Source organism: Chelatococcus reniformis (assembly GCF_014640075.1).
GTDB lineage: Bacteria > Pseudomonadota > Alphaproteobacteria > Rhizobiales > Beijerinckiaceae > Camelimonas > Camelimonas reniformis.
In genome coordinates, this window is the sequence record NZ_BMGG01000003.1 from 194,714 (window position 1) to 211,924 (window position 17,211).

At 69.4% G+C, this 17,211-nt stretch carries 12 protein-coding genes; 3 read left to right on the forward strand and 9 right to left on the reverse strand.

The window, feature by feature from the left end; translation table 11 throughout:
- The first annotated feature begins 3 nt into the window (after positions 1 to 3).
- Positions 4 to 1,905, forward strand: coding sequence for an alkyl/aryl-sulfatase (locus IEW34_RS09050; protein WP_188608847.1), 1,902 nt, complete (start codon positions 4 to 6; stop codon positions 1,903 to 1,905).
- Between the two features lie 152 nt (positions 1,906 to 2,057).
- Here IEW34_RS09050 and IEW34_RS09055 read toward each other — a convergent pair whose 3' ends face one another.
- Genes IEW34_RS09055 through IEW34_RS09075 form a run of 5 tightly spaced genes read right to left on the reverse strand, consistent with a single transcriptional unit; the run spans position 2,058 to position 8,612 of the window.
- Positions 2,058 to 2,486 (reverse strand): GlcG/HbpS family heme-binding protein, encoded by a 429-nt coding sequence (locus IEW34_RS09055; protein WP_188608848.1) that lies wholly within the window; start codon positions 2,484 to 2,486, stop codon positions 2,058 to 2,060.
- 31 nt (positions 2,487 to 2,517) lie between these two features.
- Positions 2,518 to 4,626: a malate synthase G gene (locus tag IEW34_RS09060; protein WP_188608849.1), complete on the reverse strand. Its 2,109-nt coding sequence runs from the start codon at positions 4,624 to 4,626 to the stop codon at positions 2,518 to 2,520.
- A gap of 2 nt (positions 4,627 to 4,628) precedes the next feature.
- Complete coding sequence (glcF, locus tag IEW34_RS09065) at positions 4,629 to 5,939, reverse strand: glycolate oxidase subunit GlcF (protein ID WP_188608850.1); 1,311 nt, start codon at positions 5,937 to 5,939, stop codon at positions 4,629 to 4,631.
- Positions 5,929 to 7,119 (reverse strand): glycolate oxidase subunit GlcE, encoded by a 1,191-nt coding sequence (gene glcE, locus IEW34_RS09070; protein ID WP_188608851.1) that lies wholly within the window; start codon positions 7,117 to 7,119, stop codon positions 5,929 to 5,931. Before glcE ends, glcF begins: the two co-directional genes overlap by 11 nt.
- Positions 7,119 to 8,612 (reverse strand): FAD-linked oxidase C-terminal domain-containing protein, encoded by a 1,494-nt coding sequence (locus IEW34_RS09075; RefSeq protein ID WP_188608852.1) that lies wholly within the window; start codon positions 8,610 to 8,612, stop codon positions 7,119 to 7,121. The genes glcE and IEW34_RS09075 overlap by 1 nt, the downstream gene beginning before the upstream one ends.
- A 105-nt stretch (positions 8,613 to 8,717) precedes the next feature.
- Between IEW34_RS09075 and IEW34_RS09080 the strand changes: the two genes are divergently transcribed.
- Together IEW34_RS09080 and IEW34_RS09085 are read left to right on the forward strand one after the other, a co-directional pair.
- Positions 8,718 to 9,692 carry a LysR family transcriptional regulator gene (locus IEW34_RS09080; protein WP_188608853.1) on the forward strand — a complete coding sequence of 325 codons (975 nt, stop codon included), beginning with the start codon at positions 8,718 to 8,720 and terminating at the stop codon, positions 9,690 to 9,692.
- Between the two features lie 150 nt (positions 9,693 to 9,842).
- Entirely contained in the window at positions 9,843 to 10,955 is a 1,113-nt protein-coding gene (locus IEW34_RS09085; RefSeq protein ID WP_188608854.1) for an MDR family NADP-dependent oxidoreductase, read from the forward strand.
- Positions 10,956 to 11,043: 88 nt separating this feature from the next.
- Here the strand turns inward: IEW34_RS09085 and IEW34_RS09090 are convergent, their stop codons facing one another.
- The 4 genes from IEW34_RS09090 to IEW34_RS09105 form a co-directional block, all read right to left on the reverse strand.
- A complete protein-coding gene (locus IEW34_RS09090; RefSeq protein WP_188608855.1) occupies positions 11,044 to 11,547 on the reverse strand; it encodes a DUF1993 domain-containing protein in 504 nt (167 codons plus the stop codon).
- Positions 11,548 to 11,633: 86 nt separating this feature from the next.
- On the reverse strand, positions 11,634 to 12,488 hold the full coding sequence (locus IEW34_RS09095) for an oxidoreductase (RefSeq protein ID WP_188608856.1): 855 nt from the start codon (positions 12,486 to 12,488) through the stop codon (positions 11,634 to 11,636).
- A gap of 211 nt (positions 12,489 to 12,699) precedes the next feature.
- On the reverse strand, positions 12,700 to 15,864 hold the full coding sequence (locus IEW34_RS09100; RefSeq protein WP_188608857.1) for an efflux RND transporter permease subunit: 3,165 nt from the start codon (positions 15,862 to 15,864) through the stop codon (positions 12,700 to 12,702).
- Positions 15,864 to 17,093 carry an efflux RND transporter periplasmic adaptor subunit gene (locus IEW34_RS09105; RefSeq protein WP_188608858.1) on the reverse strand — a complete coding sequence of 410 codons (1,230 nt, stop codon included), beginning with the start codon at positions 17,091 to 17,093 and terminating at the stop codon, positions 15,864 to 15,866. Before IEW34_RS09105 ends, IEW34_RS09100 begins: the two co-directional genes overlap by 1 nt.
- Positions 17,094 to 17,211: the final 118 nt, after the last annotated feature.

Below are 17,211 nucleotides of genomic sequence, written 5' to 3' on the forward strand. Positions count from 1 at the left end.
CTCATGCCCCAAGCCTATGCCCGCAAGGGCGCCGAGCCGCCGGTCGTCGCCGCCCACCGGGCTGCGCTCGCCGAGCTGCCGTTCGGTGATCGCCAGGATTTCGAGGACGCCGCACGCGGCTTCGTCGGCACGATCCCGGACGCGGCCGTCACGGCCGCCGACGGCCGGGTGATCTGGTCGCTGGCGCCCTACCGCTTCCTCGAAGCGGACGAGGCGCCCGACACCGTGCACCCGAGCCTGTGGCGCCTGGCCCAGCTCAACTGCCGCCACGGCCTGTTCGAGGTGGCGCCGCGCATCTACCAGGTGCGCGGCTTCGACATCGCCAACATGACCATCGTCGAAGGCGACACCGGCCTTATCGTCATCGATACGCTGACCACGGCGGAGACGGCCCGGGCGGCCCTCGAGCTCTACCGCGCCCACCGCGGGCCGCGCCCGGTGAAGGCGGTGATCTACACCCACACCCACTCCGACCATTGGGGAGGGGTGAAGGGCGTCGTCGACGAAGCGGCGGTGGCGAGCGGTGCCGTCGCCGTCATCGCGCCGGACGGCTTCATGGAGCACGCCGTTTCCGAGAACGTCATCGCCGGCAACGCCATGCTGCGGCGGGCCCACTACCAGTTCGGCATGTTCCTCGACGTGGGCGTCGAGGGCCAGGTCGACGCGGCCCTGGGCAAATCGATCTCGCGCGGCACCGTCACCCTGATCGCGCCGACCGACCTGGTGCGCGAAACCGGCGAGACGCGCACCGTCGACGGCGTCGAGATGGTGTTCCAGATGGCGCCCAACAGCGAGGCGCCGGCGGAGTTCCACATCTACTTCCCGGCCTTCCGCGCCCTCAATCTGGCGGAGAACGCCACGCACCTGTTCCACAATCTGCTGCCGTTCCGCGGCGCGGAGGTGCGCGATCCGCTCGCCTGGTCGAAATACATCAACGAGGCGATCGAGCTGTTCGCCAGTCGGTCCGACGTTCTGATGGGCCAGCATCATTGGCCGGTGTGGGGCCAGGCGCGGCTGCAGACTTTCCTGCGCCAGGCCCGCGACCTCTACAAATATGTGCATGACCAGACGCTCAGGCTGATGAATCACGGCCTGACCGCGGCCGAGATCGCCGAGACGCTGACCTTGCCCGACACGCTCGCCAGGCCCTGGCACAACCGCGGCTATTACGGCACGGTCCGGCACAACGCCAAGGCCATCTACCAGAAGTATTTGGGCTGGTTCGACGGCAACCCAGCCAATCTCGACCCGCTGCCGCCGGTCGAGACGGCGCGCAGCACCATCGATTACATGGGCGGAGCCGACGCAGTGCTTCGCCGCGCGCGCGAAGATTTCGCCGCAGGCCGCTATCGCTGGGTGGCGCAGGTAACGAACCAGGTGGTCTTCGCTGAACCCGGCAACCAGGAGGCCCGGGCGCTCAACGCCGATGCCTTCGAACAGCTGGGCTACCTGGCGGAGGCGGCGACCTGGCGCAACGCCTATCTGTTCGCGGCCCAGGAGCTGAGACGAGGCCCGACCGCGGCGAAGCGAGCGGTCGGCGGCGACCCGCTGAAGGCGCTGACCATCGACATGGTGTTCGACTTCCTCGGCGTGCGCCTCAATGGCCAGAAGGCCCAGGGCAAGGCGTTCACCATCAACTGGGTGTTCACCGACCCGGCGGCCGCTTACACGCTCACGCTGGAGAACAGTGCGCTCAGCTATCTCAGCGGTAGGACACGGCCCGATGCGGACGCCACGCTGTCCCTGACGCGCGCCACCCTCGACGCGGTGATCTCGCGCCGGACGACGTTCCTCGCGGAAGCCCAGGCGGGCCGCCTCAAGGCGGACGGCAACCTCGCCAAGCTGGCCGAACTCGCCAGCCTGTTCGACGATTTCACCCCCGACTTCGCCATCGTGGAGCCGTGAGCGTTGCGGCAGTGATGCAAGTGCGATGGATGGTCGGGTCAAGCCCGACCATGACGACTTGGAAACGAAAGCTGCCCAACTTCCAACGTCATGGTCGGGCTTGACCCGACCATCCATCGACTAAACAAGACCTCGCCTTCGGCATGCGCCTCTTACCGCTGCGCCAAAAGCCCGGCCGCAGCGATCCCCGCCAGCGCGCAGGCTTCGTCGTTGTCCGAGGTGTCGCCGGTGATGCCGACCGCGCCGACCGACGTGCCGTCCGCACCGACGACGATCACGCCGCCGGCGGCCGGGATGATCCCGTGGGCAGCGATGGGCCCGAGCGAGGCGATGAAGCTCGGTCGCTCAGCCGCCATGTCCGCGATCTTGCGGGATGACACGCCGAGCGCCAGCGCGCTCGCCGCCTTGCCGACGGCGATCTGCGGCCGCAGCGTCGAGGAGCCGTCCTGGCGCTGGAAGGCGATCAGGTGACTTCCGGCATCCAGCACGGCGACGCTGAGCGGCTTGAGACCGAGCTCACGACCTTTGGCCAGGGCGGCCGTGACGATGGTGTTGGCCTGTTCGAGCGTGATCCGGCTCACTGCAGTCTCCGTTGATCGGTTGAGGGACAGGCTAGCCCTTGGACTGGACCTTGGCCTTGAGGCGGAGGGCATGCAGCAGCGGCTCGGTATAGCCGTTGGGCTGTTCCACCCCTTCGAACACCAGCGCCCGAGCGGCCTGGTAGGCGAGGCTTTCATTCTCGCGGCCGGCCATGGGCCGATAGAGCGGGTCGCCCGCATTCTGCGCATCGACCTTCGCGGCCATGCGCCGGAGCGCGGCATCCACCTCCGCCGCCGTGCAGACGCCGTGCAGCAGCCAGTTGGCCATGTGCTGGGAGGAGATACGCAGCGTCGCCCGGTCTTCCATCAACCCGATGTCGTTGATGTCCGGGACCTTGGAGCAGCCGATGCCCTGGTCGATCCAGCGCACCACATAGCCGAGGATGCCCTGAGCGTTGTTGTCGAGCTCGCGGGTGATGGCGTCGGGCGCCCAGTTGGTGCCGGCGGCGAGTGGGATGGCAAGCAGTGCGTCGAGCCCGGGCGTCGGCTCATCCGCAAGCTGCCGCTGACGGGCGAACACGTCGACCTGGTGGTAGTGCAGCGCGTGCAGGGTCGCCGCAGTCGGGCTCGGCACCCAGGCGGTGCTGGCACCGGCTCGGGGGTGGCCGATCTTCTGGGCGACCATGTCGGCCATGCGGTCGGGGGCCGCCCACATCCCCTTGCCGATCTGGGCCCGGCCCGCGAGCCCGCAGGCCAACCCGATCTGCACGTTGCGGCTCTCATAGGCGGCAATCCAGGCGCTCGCCTTCATCTCGCCCTTGGGCACCATGGCACCGGCCTGCATGGAGGTGTGGATCTCGTCGCCGGTGCGGTCGAGGAAGCCGGTGTTGATGAAGACGATGCGGTCCTTCACCGCCGCGATGCAGGCGGCAAGGTTGGCGGAGGTGCGCCGCTCCTCGTCCATGACACCGACCTTCACCGTATGACGAGGGATCCCCAGAACGTCCTCGATGGCATCGAACAGGCGGTTGGTGAAGCTCGCCTCGTCGGGCCCGTGCATCTTGGGTTTGACGATGTAGATCGAGCCGGCCCGGCTGTTGCGGAAGCGCCCGCGGCCCTCGAGGTCATGCAGGCCGATCAGGCTGGTGACGATGCCGTCCAGGATACCCTCCGGCGCCTCGCTGCCGTCGCGCAGGCGCACCGCAGGTGTCGTCATGAGGTGCCCGACGTTGCGGACGAACAGCAGGGTGCGGCCGGGCAGCGTCAACGGCGCGCCGTCCGGAGCGACGTAGTCGCGGTCGGCCGCCAGGGTACGGGTGGTGGTGCGGCCGCCCTTGTCGAAGCTCGCCGAGAGATCGCCGGTGGTGAGCCCGAGCCAGTTGGCATAGGCCGCGACCTTGTCCTCGGCATCCACCGCCGCGATCGAATCCTCGAAGTCGACGATGGTGGTCAGCGCCGATTCCAGGATCACGTCGGCGATACCGGCCGGATCGTCGCGCCCGATCGGATGGGCGGGATCGATCACCACCTCGATGTGGAGGCCGTGGTTGCGCAGCAAGAGAGAGGCGCCGCGACTGCCGGCGAGTTGAGCCGGGTCGGCGAGCCGTGGCGTGCCGCCGGTGAACGCATCCCACCGCCCCTCGGCCAGTGGCGCCGCTTCGTCGAGGAACGCCTTGGCCCGCGCGATCACCTGGGCGCCGCGCACGGGATCGTAGCCGCCCGGGGCCGGCTCGCCCGGCAGCGCATCGGTGCCGTAGAGAGCATCGTAGAGACTGCCCCAGCGGGCGTTGGCGGCATTGAGCAGGAAGCGGGTGTTGAGCACGGGCACGACGAGTTGCGGCCCCGCCAGGCGCGCCACCTCCGCGTCGACGTTCTGCGTCGCGATGGTGAAGGGTGCGGGCTCCGGCACGAGATAGCCGATGTCGCGCAGCAAGGCCTGATAAGCCGCCGCGTCGTGCGGCTGCCCGCGCCGGGCGACATGCCAGGCGTCGATGCGCGCCTGCAGGTCGTCGCGCTTGGCCAGCAGCGCACGGTTTTCAGGCGCGAAGCGGGCGAAGATATCCGCCGTCCCGCGCCAGAACGCCTCCGGCGCGATGCCCGTGCCCGGCAAAACGTGATCGTCGATCAGGTCGACCAGGGACGCCGCCACCTGCAACCCGGCTTTGTCGATCAAGTTGCTCATGGCTACGCCCTCATTGGTTGGTTGCCCAGCGCTACCGGTGGGGGACCGCCGGTCACCCAGTCGATGAGCTCGACCGTGTGGACGACGGGAAGCACGGTGCGCCGGCCGATCTGCATGGCGCAGCCGATGTTGCCGGTGGCGATGACGTCGGCGCCGAGCCGCTCCAGGTTGGTCACCTTGCGCGCCCCCAGGCGACCCGCGATGTCGGGCTGGAGGATGTTGTAGGTGCCGGCGGAGCCGCAGCACAGGTGCGCCTCGGCCGGGGAGCGGACCGTGAAACCGGCAGCGGTCAGCAGGCGCCTGGGCGCCTCCGTCACCTTCTGCCCATGCTGGAGCGAGCAGGCCCCATGATAGGCGACGGTGAGGCCGGGGGCGGCGCCGGTTCCGGCCGGCAGCGCGATGCCCGCCAGGAACTCGCTGATGTCCTTCGTCAGCTCCGAGACGCGCGCGGCCTTCGCCGCGTAGGCAGGGTCGTCGCGCAGCATGAACCCGTAGTCCTTGATGGTCGTGCCGCAGCCCGAGGCGGTGACGAGGATGGCATCGAGCCCCCTGCCCTCGAGCTCGCGCGTCCAGGCATCGACGTTGCGCCGCGCCGCCTCCAGGCTGGCCCCCTCGCGGCCCATGTGGTGGACGAGCGCTCCGCAGCATCCCTCGTCGGGGGCGAAGACGACGTCGAAGCCCGCGCGGTTGAGCAGGCGCACCGCCGCCGCCCGGATCTCGGGACGCAGCACCGGCTCCGCGCATCCCTGAAGCAATGCGACGCGCCCCCGGGCGTCGGCCACCGGCGCCGCCGTCGCCGAAGCGCGCGCCGCGGGCCGAGGGGGCGCGAGCGCCAGCATGGCCGCGACCGGCTTCAGCGCCGGCAGCTTGCCCACGAAGGGCTCGACCGGCCGGGCGAGGCGCGCCAGCGCCAGCGCCAGCCGAAAACGGGCGGGATGAGGCAGGACCGCGGCCAGCACTGCGCGCAGTACCCGCTCGTGCCAGGGCCGGCGGTAGCGCTGCTCGATATAGGCCCGGGCGTGATCGACCAGATGCATGTAGTTCACGCCCGACGGGCATGTCGTCATGCACGACAGGCAGGAGAGACAGCGATCGATGTGCTTGACCACCTCGGCCGTCGGCTGGGCCTCGGTCTCCAGCATCTCCTTCATCAGGTAGATGCGGCCGCGGGGGGAATCGAGCTCGTCGCCCAAAAGCACATAAGTCGGGCAGGTGGCCGTGCAGAAGCCGCAGTGGACGCATTTGCGGATCACCGCCTCCGACGCAGCCATCGCCGGGTCGGCGAGCTGCGCGGCCGTGAAGCTAGTCTGCATGGGCCAGATCCAAATGGGGCGCCAGATCGCTGAAGCGCCCGGTCTCGAACACCCCGGCCGGGTCGAAGGCTCGCCGCACCCGCGTCTCCAGCGCGGCCAGGACCGCCGCCTGCGGCTGGAAGGTCGGCATGCCCGCGTAGACGCCGCGGTCGTCGCGCACGAGCATGGCGTGACCGCCCGCCCCCGCCGCAGTGCGCCTCACCAGTTCGCCACCGCCATCGAAGCACAGCCAGATCAGGCTGCCGGCCCAGTCCATCTGCCATTGGGCGCCGAGGGGCTCGAGCGCCGCGATCACGGCGGGCGCGGCCCCGGCAGCGATACTGAGGCGCCACAACGGCCGGCCGTCGTTCATCGGTGCGAGCGTGCGGACGTCGCCCCAGATCGCCTCAGCGAGCGCGGCATCGGGCGTTTCCACGACATGCTCGCCCAGCAGGCGCTCGAGCAGGGCGGCGCGGGCCGCAACCGAGGGGCCGAAACCTTGCAGCCGCAGCACGGTGAGCGACGCGCCACGCGCCCGTCCCGGGATGTGGATGGCCGCAGACGGCTCGGCCTGGGAGCCCATGGCCCGCGCCATGACCGCACAGGCCTGCCGTGGATCGAGGCCTCGGACGAGGCACGAGGTGGTCTCGCGCGGCGCCGGCAGCACCTTGAGCGTCACCTGGGTCAGCGCCGCGAGGCGCCCCCAGCTTCCGCACATCAGCTTCGGCAGGTCGTAGCCCGTGACGTTTTTCACCACCTTGGCGCCGGCCATGAACGGTTCTCCACGGCCCGACACCCCTTCGAACCGCAACAGATGGTCGCGCACGCCGCCCATGACCGGCCGCCGCGAGCCGGCGACGCCGGCGGCGACGATGCCGCCGATGGTGGCGGCCCCGACCGGCCGGCCGAACAGCGGGCCGTGGTCGAACGGCTCGAAGGCCAGCATCTGGCCGTGGGCGGCGACCAGCGTCTCCACCTCGGCCAGCGGCGTGCCGGCACCCACGGTCAGCACCAGCTCGGCCGGGTCATAGTCGATGATCCCGGCGAAGCCGCGCATATCGAGGACCGCCGTCTGGCGGCCGCCGGTGCCGACGCCGGCCTTGCTGCCGCCGCCGCGGATCTCCAGCCTGGTGCCGTCGGCGGCGGCGCCGGCGATCGCATCGGCGAGCTCCGCCGACGTCGTGGGCGCGAGCATGGGCATCAAAAGCGCGGTAGCTCCGGGAATGCGACCTGGCCGGCATGCACGTGCATGCGGCCGAGCTCGGCGCAGCGGTGCAACGTCGGGAACACCTTGCCCGGGTTGAGCAGCAGTCCCGGATCGAAGGCGCATTTGAGCCGCTGCTGGTGGGCGAGATCGACCTCGGAGAACATCGCCGGCATCAGGTCGCGCTTCTCGACGCCGACGCCGTGCTCGCCGGTGAGCACGCCGCCCACCTCGACGCACAGGCGCAGGATGTCTGCTCCGAACGCCTCGGCCCGCTCCAGATCGCCCGGCACGTTGGCGTCGTAGAGGATCAGCGGATGGAGATTGCCGTCGCCGGCGTGGAAGACATTGGCGACACCGAGGCCATGCTGGGCCGAGAGCTGCTCCATGCGCTGGAGCACCTCCGGCAGCCGCCGCCGCGGGATGGTCCCGTCCATGCAGTAATAGTCGGGCGAGATGCGGCCCACCGCCGGGAAGGCGGCCTTGCGCCCGGCCCAGAAGGCCAGCCGCTCTGCCTCGTCCCGCGAGATGCGGCAGGAGACGGCGCCGTCGGCCCGGGCGATGCGCTCCACCTCGTCGATCAGGTGATCGCATTCGGCGGCCGGACCATCGAGCTCGACGATCAGCAACGCCTCCACGTCCAGAGGATAGCCGACGTTGACGAAGGCCTCGGCGGCGTGGATCGCCGGCCGGTCCATCATCTCCATGCCCGCCGGGATGATGCCGGCGGCGATGACGTCGGCGACGCATTGGCCGGCGCTCTCGACGCTGGCGAAGCCGATCAGCAGGGCGCGGGCGGTCTCGGGTTTCACCAGGATGCGCACGGTGACCTCGGTCACCACCCCGAGCAGCCCCTCCGAGCCCACCACGATGCCGAGCAGATCGAGGCCGGCCGGATCGAGCGCGCGGCCGCCCAGGCGCACGATCTCTCCGTCCATCATGACCAGCTCGACGCCGAGCACATTGTTGGTCGTCAACCCGTACTTGAGGCAGTGCACGCCGCCGGAGTTCTCGGCCACGTTTCCGCCGATCGAGCAGGCGATCTGGCTCGACGGATCGGGCGCATAGTAGAAGCCGGCGTCCTCCACCGCGCGCGTGACGGCAAGGTTGGTGACGCCGGGCTGCACCACCGCGACCCGGTCCTCGTAGTCGACGGCCAGCACCTGGTTGAACTTGGCCATGCCGAGCAGCACGGCGTCGGCGAGCGGCAGCGCCCCGCCCGACAGCGACGTGCCCGAGCCGCGCGGCACCACCTTGACGCCCTGGCCGTGGCACCACCGCAGCACTGCCGAGACCTGATCCTTCGTCTCGGGCAGCACCACCAGCATCGGCGGCTGCCGGTAGGCGGTGAGCCCGTCCGACTCGTAGGGGCGCAGCATCGCCGGATCGTCGATCACCCCCTCCCCCGGCACGATGGCGCGCAGCGCAGCGGCGATCTCGCCACGGCGGGCGATCACCGCAGCATCCGGTTCCGGCATCCTGAGCGACATGGGGCGATCCTCTCGGAGGCATTGTAGACGATCCGCTTTCCCCCCGGTAGACGATCGATAGCGAAGGCAGCTGTTCTTCCAGAGAACAGATCGTCAGGATAGGCCATGGATCCGGACTATGAGCTGTTCGCCGAGGTGGTCGTGTCGGGCAGCCTGTCCGCCGCGGGCCGGAGGCTGCGGATCTCGCCGGCCATGGTGTCCAAGCGGCTCGCCCGGCTGGAACGCCGCCTCGCCACCCAGCTCGTGCATCGCACCACGCGCCGGCTGGTGCTGACCGACGCCGGCCAGGTGTTCCACGCCGACGTGCTGGCGATCCTGGCCGCTATCCGCGCGGCGGAAGCCCGCATCGCCGGCCAGGAAGGCGCGCTGGCCGGAGGCCTGCGGGTGACGGCGCCCACCTCGTTCGGACGGCTGCACATCGCGCCGTACCTGCTGACCTTTCTCGAGCAGCATCCCAAGGTGGATCTCGAGCTCGACCTCTCCGACGGCTTCGTCGACCTGCTGACCGAGAAGATCGACGTGGCAATCCGTATCGCGCCGACGATCGAGGCGAGCCTCGTGGCCCACCGGCTGGGCACCAGCCGCCGGGTGCTGTGCGCCGCGCCCAGCTATCTGGCCGAGAGGGGCGCGCCCACGCGCCTCGCCGATCTCGCCCGTCACCATCTGCTGGCCGCCACGGGGCAATTGCCGTGGCGGCTCGACGGGCCCGACGGCCCGGCCCTGCTCGCCGGCGAAAGCCGGGTGCGCACCAACTCCAGCGAGGTGGTGCGCGAACTGGCGCTGGCCGGTGCGGGAATTGCCCTGCGCTCGCTCTGGGACGTCAGCCGCGACATCGCCGCCGGTCGGCTGGATCGGATCCTGCCCGCCTACGAAGGCTCCGTCGACGTGGGCATCTACGCGGTCCACCCGCGTGGGCCCCTGGTGCCGGCGTCGGTCAGCGCCTTCGTCGGGCATCTGCGGGCGCTCTACAGCCCCGCCGCGCCCTGGGACGAGGGGCTTGTGTCGGCTAGCTTCCAGCGGCGCTGCACGGAGATCTTGACTCTCAGAACGGAGGGATGGTCGGGTCAAGTCCGACCATGACGTTGAGAATAAAGGCTTTCCGCCCCACCTCGTCATGGTCGGGCTTGACCCGACCCTCCATCGTCTCGAAACCCCTTCCGGTGGCCGAAGACGCAATGGCCACAAACACTGTGCAACCCGTCGATGCCCTCGCGGCCCGTGGAGCTCACCATGTCCGAGACCTATCGCCAGTGGATCTTCGCCAAGCCGATGGTCGACGACGTGCTCGGCCCCGAGCAGTTCGAGCTGCGCGAACGTCCGATTCCCGACCTTGCGCCAAACCAGGCCCTGGTGCGCGTCAGGCTGATCAACATCCACTCTGCGACCCGCTCGCGCATGGCCACCGGCATGACCCGGCTCGGCGACACCGACCTCAGCAACTACGCCTGCGCGCAGGTGATCCGCTCGCGCGATCCCGCCTTCCGCGAGGGCGACACCATCGCCTGCCAGGCCGGCTGGCAGGACCACCAGGTGATCAGCAGCCTGGACGCCTCGGTCGGCTACGGCACGCCGAACGACGGCGTGAAGGCGTTGAACCGCACCAACTCGCAATGGTGCTACGCCCTTAGGCCCGAAATGGTGCGGGCGTGGCCGGCCGAGGTGCTGATGGACATGTTCGGCACGTCGGGCATGACCGCCTATTTCGGCATGCGCCAGTGCGGACCGCTGAAGCCCGGCGAGCAGGTGGCGGTGGCCGGCGCCTCCGGGTCGGTCGGCTCCATCGTCGCCCAGTTGGCCCGCATCGCCGGCTGCCGGGTGATCGGCTTCGCCGGCGGCGCCGACCGCTGCCGCTGGGTGGTCGACACCCTCGGTATCGACGGCTGCATCGACTACCGGGGCGAGGATTTTGCCGAGCGGCTGCAGGCCGCGTTCCCCGGGGGCATCGACGTCTTCTCCGACGGCATCGGCGGCGAGCTCACCGCGACCGTGACCGGCCGGATGAACCGAGGCGGCCGCCTGCTCGCCTACGGCGGCGCCGGTGGCTACTACGCCGATCGGCTCGACCGGCCGCAGCAGCGGCCCTCGCTGCGCCGGATGTTCGGCATCTCCGAGACCGTGGAGGCGACCATCGCCGCCAGAGAACTGCGCGCCGAGGCCTGGATCGTCGACGCCTTCTACGCCGAGCGGCTCACGGCCGAGGACGACCTCGCCTCGCTCATGCGCAGCGGCCAGCTGAAGCCGATCAGCCACGTCGTCGACGGCTTCGACAACCTGCCCACCGCCATCGTCGACCTTTATCGCACGCCCCACGCCGGCAAGCTGCAGGTGCGGTTCGAAGCATGAGCCTCAGGCCGGGTCCGCACCGTCTTCCGGAATCAGTTGCTTGCGGAGGCCGGCGCGGTCCCCTTTCGGGGCGATTCGAAGAAACACTCTAGAAGCCGCCCAGGTAGTCCGTCTTGCCGATGTCGAGACCGCGCTGGCGCAGGATGCCGTGCGCCGTCGCCACGTGGAAGAAGAAGTTGGGCAGCATGAACTGGGTGAGGTAGGCGCGCCCCGGCATGGCGGCGCTGACGTTGCGAAACGGCAGGGCGATGCTGCGCTCGTCGGCGCCGGCGAACTGCTCGGGCGTCAGCGTCTCCAGATAGGCGATGGTCTTGTCGAGCCGTTCCTTCAGCTCGGCGAGCGTCGTCTCGGTGTCGGCAAAGCTCGGCGCCTGGGTGCCCGTCAACCGGGCGACGCCGTTCTTGGCGGTATCGCTGGCGCGTTGGATCTGCCCGGTGAGCGGCAGCATGTCGGCCGCCAGGCGCGCGTCGGCCAGCTCCGCCGGGTCGATGCCGCGCGTCTCGGCGAAGGCGGCCGCCCGGACCATGTAGTGCGAGAGGACGCCGAGCCCGCGGATCAGCACGGGGACGGACAGTTCGTACATGCTCGACATCTGCTGGCCTCCGCGCATCGCAATGGCGCCCGGCGCAGATGGTGCGGGGCCGCCGGCGGATCAAGCGCCGGCGGGGGCGTCGCGGCCTACCCTTCGCCCGGCGGGAAATCCGCCGACAGCGCTACGTCACGCCAGGCCTGGATCTGCCCCAGGCGCTCGGCCAGCTTCTTGGTCACCACGTCATAGCCGAAGGCGCCGAGCACCAGATGGCGCGGCGCCACCTCCGCCTCCACCGCCTTGATCATCGCCTCGCCGGCGCGGACCGGATCGCCCACCTGGGTGCCGCTGAGGCCGCTCACCTGCTGCATGCGCGCGCCCGCCGTCCCGGCGTAATCGGGGCTCGTGACCGGGGTCTGCCTGAGCGAGCGACCCGCCCAATCGGTGCGGAACGGGCCGGGCTCGACGGCGATGACCTTGATGCCCAGCGGGCCGACCTCCGCCGCGAGCGCCTCCGAGAAGCCCTCGACCGCGTGCTTCGTCGCCGAATAATAGGACGAGGCCGGGAAGCCGATGAGGCCGCCGATGGAGCTGATGTTGAGGATATGGCCCTTGCGGCGGGCCCGCATGCCCGGCAGCACCGCGCGCGTCAGGGCGAACAGGCCGAAGACGTTGGCCTCGAACAACGCGCGGATCTCGGCATCCACGCCCTCCTCGGCGGCTGCCTGGTAGCCATAGCCGGCATTGTTGACGAGCACGTCGATGGCGCCGAAGCGCCCCTCGGCCGCCGCGACCGCGCTGGTGATCTGGTCCGGCACAGTCACATCGAGGGCGAGCGGCAGCGCCCGATCGCCGGCGCCCGCGCCAATGTCGGCGACACGGTCGAGGCTGCGCGCGCTCACCACGGCGTTCCAGCCGCGCGCCAGCACCAGCTTGGCGAGCTCGCGGCCGAAGCCGGTGGAGCAGCCGGTGATGAACCAGGTGGGTGTGCTGGGGTCGGCCATGGCGGGCTCCTTCGGCGATCGCTGGGGGTCAATATAGCGGCGGCAGCCGCCCCATGTCGCCCCGAGACCCTCACCTCGCGCATGTCTGGCCCGTGTCAGCCGAAAAGCCCCACTATGGACGGCCGGTCCGAGGGTTGGGGGGCGTTTAACCCTCGGACCGGCCGCATCGCCAGCCCGAAGGCTGGCGAACTCGAGGGATATGGCCGCCCTTCTACGGTCGGCTCGGCGTCGCCGCGTGTCCCTCCGCGCCCGTCGGAGGCGGCTCGGCCGCTGCGGCCGCCTGTCCGTCGCGCCGCCCCGAGAGGAGACGGAAGAACAACGGGATGAAGAAGATGGCGATGAACGTCGCGGCCAGCATGCCGCCGATGACCCCGGTGCCGATCGAATGGCGGCTCGCCGAGCCGGCGCCGGTGCTGATGGCCAGCGGCACCACGCCGAGGATGAAGGCGAGCGACGTCATGATGATGGGCCGGAAGCGCAGGCGCGCCGCCTTGAGCGCTGCATCGAAGGCCGACAGCCCCGCCCGGCGCTGCTCGGCGGCGAACTCGACGATCAGGATGGCGTTCTTGGCAGCCAGCCCGATCAGCGTGACGAGACCGATCTGGAAGTAGACGTCATTCTCGATGCCGCGCAGCGCGATGGCGACGATGGCCCCGAACAGGGCGAAGGGCACCGCCAGCACGACCGCCAGGGGCAGCGTCCAGCGCTCGTACTGGGCGGCCAGGATCAGGAAGACCATGATCAGGCCGAAGACGAAGCCCAGGTTGCCGCTGCCCGCGGTCGCCAGCTCCTGATAGGCGGAGCCGGTCCAGCCGATGGTGTAGTCGTTGCCGAGCGTCTTGGCGACGACGTCCTGAATGGCGGCGATGGCCTGCCCGGACGAATAGCCGGGAGCGGGATTGCCAAGGACCTTGGCGGCCGGGAAGACATTGAAGCGGTCGACGACGTCCGGGCCGAGGGTGCGCACCACCGAGACCAGCGCGCTCAGCGGCACCATGGCGCCGCTCGCCGCACGCACGAACACATATTGCAGATCGTCCGGCTTCTCGCGGAAATTGTCCTCCGACGACAAGCTGACGCGATAGGTCCGGCCGAACAGCGTGAAGTCGTTGACGTAGAGGCTGCCGAAGGTGCTCTGCATGGTCTCGAATATCGACGAGATCGGAACGCCGATCGCCTTGGCCTTCTCCTTGTCGACGTCGATCCTGTACTGCGGAACGGCGGTGCTGAAGGTCGTGCTGACGCCGCTCAGCTCGGGGCGCTGGCCGGCGGCGGCGACCACCTTCTGGGCGGCCGCCGCCAGCTGATCGAGCGTGCCGCCGGTGCGGTCCTGCAAGTAGAACTCGAAGCCGCCCGTGGTGCTGATGCCCTGGATCGGCGGCGGGTTGAAGCCCAGCATGACCCCGTCCTTGAACTTGCCGTTCACGGCGCCGAGCGCGCCTGCGAGGACGCGGGCATCCTGGTCGGGCGCCGTGCGCTCCGACCAATCCTTCAAGTTCAGGAAGGCGACGCCGCCGTTGGTCTTCAGGGCGCCCGACAGAAAGTCGAAGCCCGACAGCATGAGCAGGTCCTTGACCGCCGGGTTGGCGCCGACGTTGTCGCTGATCACCGTGTTGGTCGCCACCGTGCGGTCGAGCGAGGCCGCCGGTGGCAGCATGGTGACCAGGAAGACGTAGCCCTGGTCCTCGTTCGGCACGAGGCTGCCGGGCACGCGCTGGAACAGCATCCAGGTGACGCCGAGCATCGCCGCGATGAGGACCAGCGCCAGCGCCGCGTTCTTGAGGAAGAAGCGCACGCCGTGCGTATAGCCGCGCGTCAGGGCATCGAAACCGCGGTTGAACCAGCGAAACGGCAGCCATGGCTCGCTGTGGCCCGGCTTGAGGAGCAGCGCGCACAGGGCGGGTGTCAGGGTCAGCGCGACCACGCCCGAGATCACCACCGACACGGCGATCGTCACCGCGAACTGCCGGTAGAGCTGGCCGGCCAGGCCGCCCAGGAACGACACCGGGATGAACACCGCGCACAGTACCAGCACGATGGCGACGACCGGGCCGCTGACCTCGCCCATGGCCTGGATCGCGGCCTCGCGCGGGCTCTTGTGCTCGTTCGACATGATGCGCTCGACATTTTCGAGCACCACGATGGCGTCGTCGACGACGATGCCGATGGCCAGCACCATGCCGAACAGCGTCAGCAGGTTGATCGAGAAGCCGAGCAGATACATGCCGGCGAAGGTGCCGATCAGCGACACCGGCACCGCCACCACCGGGATCAGGGTGGCCCGCCAGTTTTGCAGGAACAGGAACACCACCACGACGACCAGCACGATAGCCTCGATGAAGGTGTGCACCACCTCCTCGATGGAGACCTCGATGAAGCGCGTCGGGTTGAACGGCACCGAATACTCGAGGCCTTCGGGAAAGCGCTTGGCCAGGCGCTCCATGGTCGCTTCGACGGCCGCCGAGACCTGGAGGGCGTTGGCCCCGGGCTGAAGGTAGATGGCGATGGGAACGGTGGGGGCGCCGTTCAGCGTCGCCTTCAGGCCGTAGGTGAGCGCGCCGAGCTCGATGCGAGCGACGTCCTTCAGACGCAGCGCCCCACCGGTCTCGTCGGAGCGGATGATGATGTTCTCGAACTCGCGCGGATCGGCGAGGCGGCCGGGCGTCGTCACCGAGTAGGTGAAGGGCTGCGCCGTGCCCATCGGCTCCTCGCCGAAACGGCCGGCGGCGAACTGGGAGTTCTGCTCGCGGATCGCCGCAGCGATGTCGCCGGGCGAGAGGTTGTACTGCGCTACCTTGTCCGGACGCAGCCAGATTCGCATGGAATAGTCCGACTGCCCGAACAGCGTCGCATCGCCTACGCCGGGTGTGCGACGCAGCTCGTCGATGATGTTGATGAGGGCGTAGTTGGACATGAAGATCGCGTCGTAGCGCCCGCTCTTGGACGAGAGCGCCAGCACCTCGAGGATCGAGCTCGACCGCTTGGTGACGGTCACGCCCTGGCGCTGCACCTCCTGGGGCAGCAGCGCCACGGCGCGCTGCACGCGGTTGTTGACGTTGATCGTCGCCTGGTCCGGATTGGTCCCGATCTGGAAATACACCGACATGTTCATGGCGCCGGTGCCCGTCGCCGTCGAGCGCATGTAGATCATGTCCTCGACGCCGTTGACCTGCTGCTCGATGGGGGCGGCGACGGTCTCGGAGATCGTCTGGGCGGTGGCTCCCGGATAGGTCGCCGAGATGGTGACCTCGGGCGGCACGATCTCCGGATATTGTGCGATGGGCAGTGCGCGCATGGCGACCAGGCCCGCCAGCACGATGACGATCGACAGGACCGATGCGAAGATCGGGCGGTCGATGAAGAATTTCGAGAACATCAGCGCGCGTCCGTGGCCGAAGGAGCCTTGGCGGTGCCGCGATCGGCGGCCCGCTCCGCTGCCGGGCCGGCGGCGGCCTGGCGCGGCGCGTCCAATGCGACTGCTTTGACCGGGTTGCCGGGGCGAACGCGCATGATGCCGTCGACGATGACCCGGTCGCCCGGCTTCAGCCCGTCCTCGACCACCCAGCGCTCGCCGAGATCATTGGCGAGCTTGACGGGCTGGGGGACCGCATTGCCGCCGTCGTCCACGACATAGACGAACGGGCCCTGCGGGCCTTGGGACACCGCCTGCTTGGGAATGGCGATGGCGCCGGGAAGCGCCACGCCCTTGACGGCGACGCGAACGAACTGGCCGGGGAGCAGACGCCCGTCGGGATTGGCAAAGATGGCTCGCGCGCGGATCGTGCCGGTCTCCTCGCTGACCAGGCTCGCGGACACGTCCAGCCGTCCCGCCCGAGGATACACAGTGCCATCGCCGAAGCGGAGCTCGACGGATACGTCGTTCGACGTGATCGGCTTGGCCAGACGCGCATTCAGGGTTTGAAAGGCCTGGAACTCGGCGTCCGTGAACGAGAAGTTCACATAGGCCGGATCGAGCACGGTGACGGTGGTGAGCAGCGTCTGCTGCGCCTGCACGAGCGTGCCTTCCGGCGGCGACACGAGCCGCGTGTTGCCCGATACGGGCGAGCGGATCGTCGTGTAGCCCAGGTTCAGCTTGGCGGTGTCGGCCTCGGCCTGGGCGAGTTGGACGCTGGCCTGCGCCTGGTCGCGGGCCGCGAGCGCATCGTCGCGCTGCTTGTCGGAGGCGACCTGCCGGCGCAGCAACTCCTCGTTCCGACGCAGCGTGTCCGCTGTCTGGCGAAGCGCGGCCTGAGCCTGTGCCACCTGCGCATTCGCCCGGTCGAGCGCGGCCTGGTACGGCTTGGGATCGATCTGGAAGAGCACCTGCCCCTGTTTGACCGGCGCACCCTCGACGAACTCGCGCTTCAGCAGGAAGCCGCCGACCTGGGCCCTGATCTCCACGTCGCGGAAGCCGGCGACGCGGCCGGCATACACGGTCGTCAGCGGAACGACCTCGGCCTGTGCCGTCAGCACGTTCACCTCCGGCGGCGGCAAGGCGACAGACGCCTGCGCGGGCGGCGGATGCGCGCTGCTGCGAAGCCAATAGTAGCCCGCGCCCACCGCCGCAGCAGCGATCAACAGGACGGCGATCAGACGGCTGGACAAGCAAGGCTCCCGAAGCGCGAAATGATACGGGCGACTCCCGGACCCCGCCGCCGCGGCACACGCTGCGGCGATATCCCGGGTTTATTAAACGATACGGTTTGGTTTAATAATGACGTCG

Bases quoted from the DNA above. Each gene is read 5' to 3' on its own strand.
- IEW34_RS09050 (WP_188608847.1), top strand. From the start codon at position 4: ATGCCCCAAGCCTATGCCCGCAAGGGCGCCGAGCCGCCGGTCGTCGCC.
- IEW34_RS09060 (WP_188608849.1), bottom strand. From the start codon at position 4,626: ATGAGCAACTTGATCGACAAAGCCGGGTTGCAGGTGGCGGCGTCCCTG.
- glcF (WP_188608850.1), bottom strand. From the start codon at position 5,939: ATGCAGACTAGCTTCACGGCCGCGCAGCTCGCCGACCCGGCGATGGCT.
- glcE (WP_188608851.1), bottom strand. From the start codon at position 7,119: ATGCCCATGCTCGCGCCCACGACGTCGGCGGAGCTCGCCGATGCGATC.
- IEW34_RS09075 (WP_188608852.1), bottom strand. From the start codon at position 8,612: ATGTCGCTCAGGATGCCGGAACCGGATGCTGCGGTGATCGCCCGCCGT.
- IEW34_RS09080 (WP_188608853.1), top strand. From the start codon at position 8,718: ATGGATCCGGACTATGAGCTGTTCGCCGAGGTGGTCGTGTCGGGCAGC.
- IEW34_RS09085 (WP_188608854.1), top strand. From the start codon at position 9,843: ATGTCCGAGACCTATCGCCAGTGGATCTTCGCCAAGCCGATGGTCGAC.
- IEW34_RS09090 (WP_188608855.1), bottom strand. From the start codon at position 11,547: ATGTCGAGCATGTACGAACTGTCCGTCCCCGTGCTGATCCGCGGGCTC.
- IEW34_RS09095 (WP_188608856.1), bottom strand. From the start codon at position 12,488: ATGGCCGACCCCAGCACACCCACCTGGTTCATCACCGGCTGCTCCACC.
- IEW34_RS09100 (WP_188608857.1), bottom strand. From the start codon at position 15,864: ATGTTCTCGAAATTCTTCATCGACCGCCCGATCTTCGCATCGGTCCTG.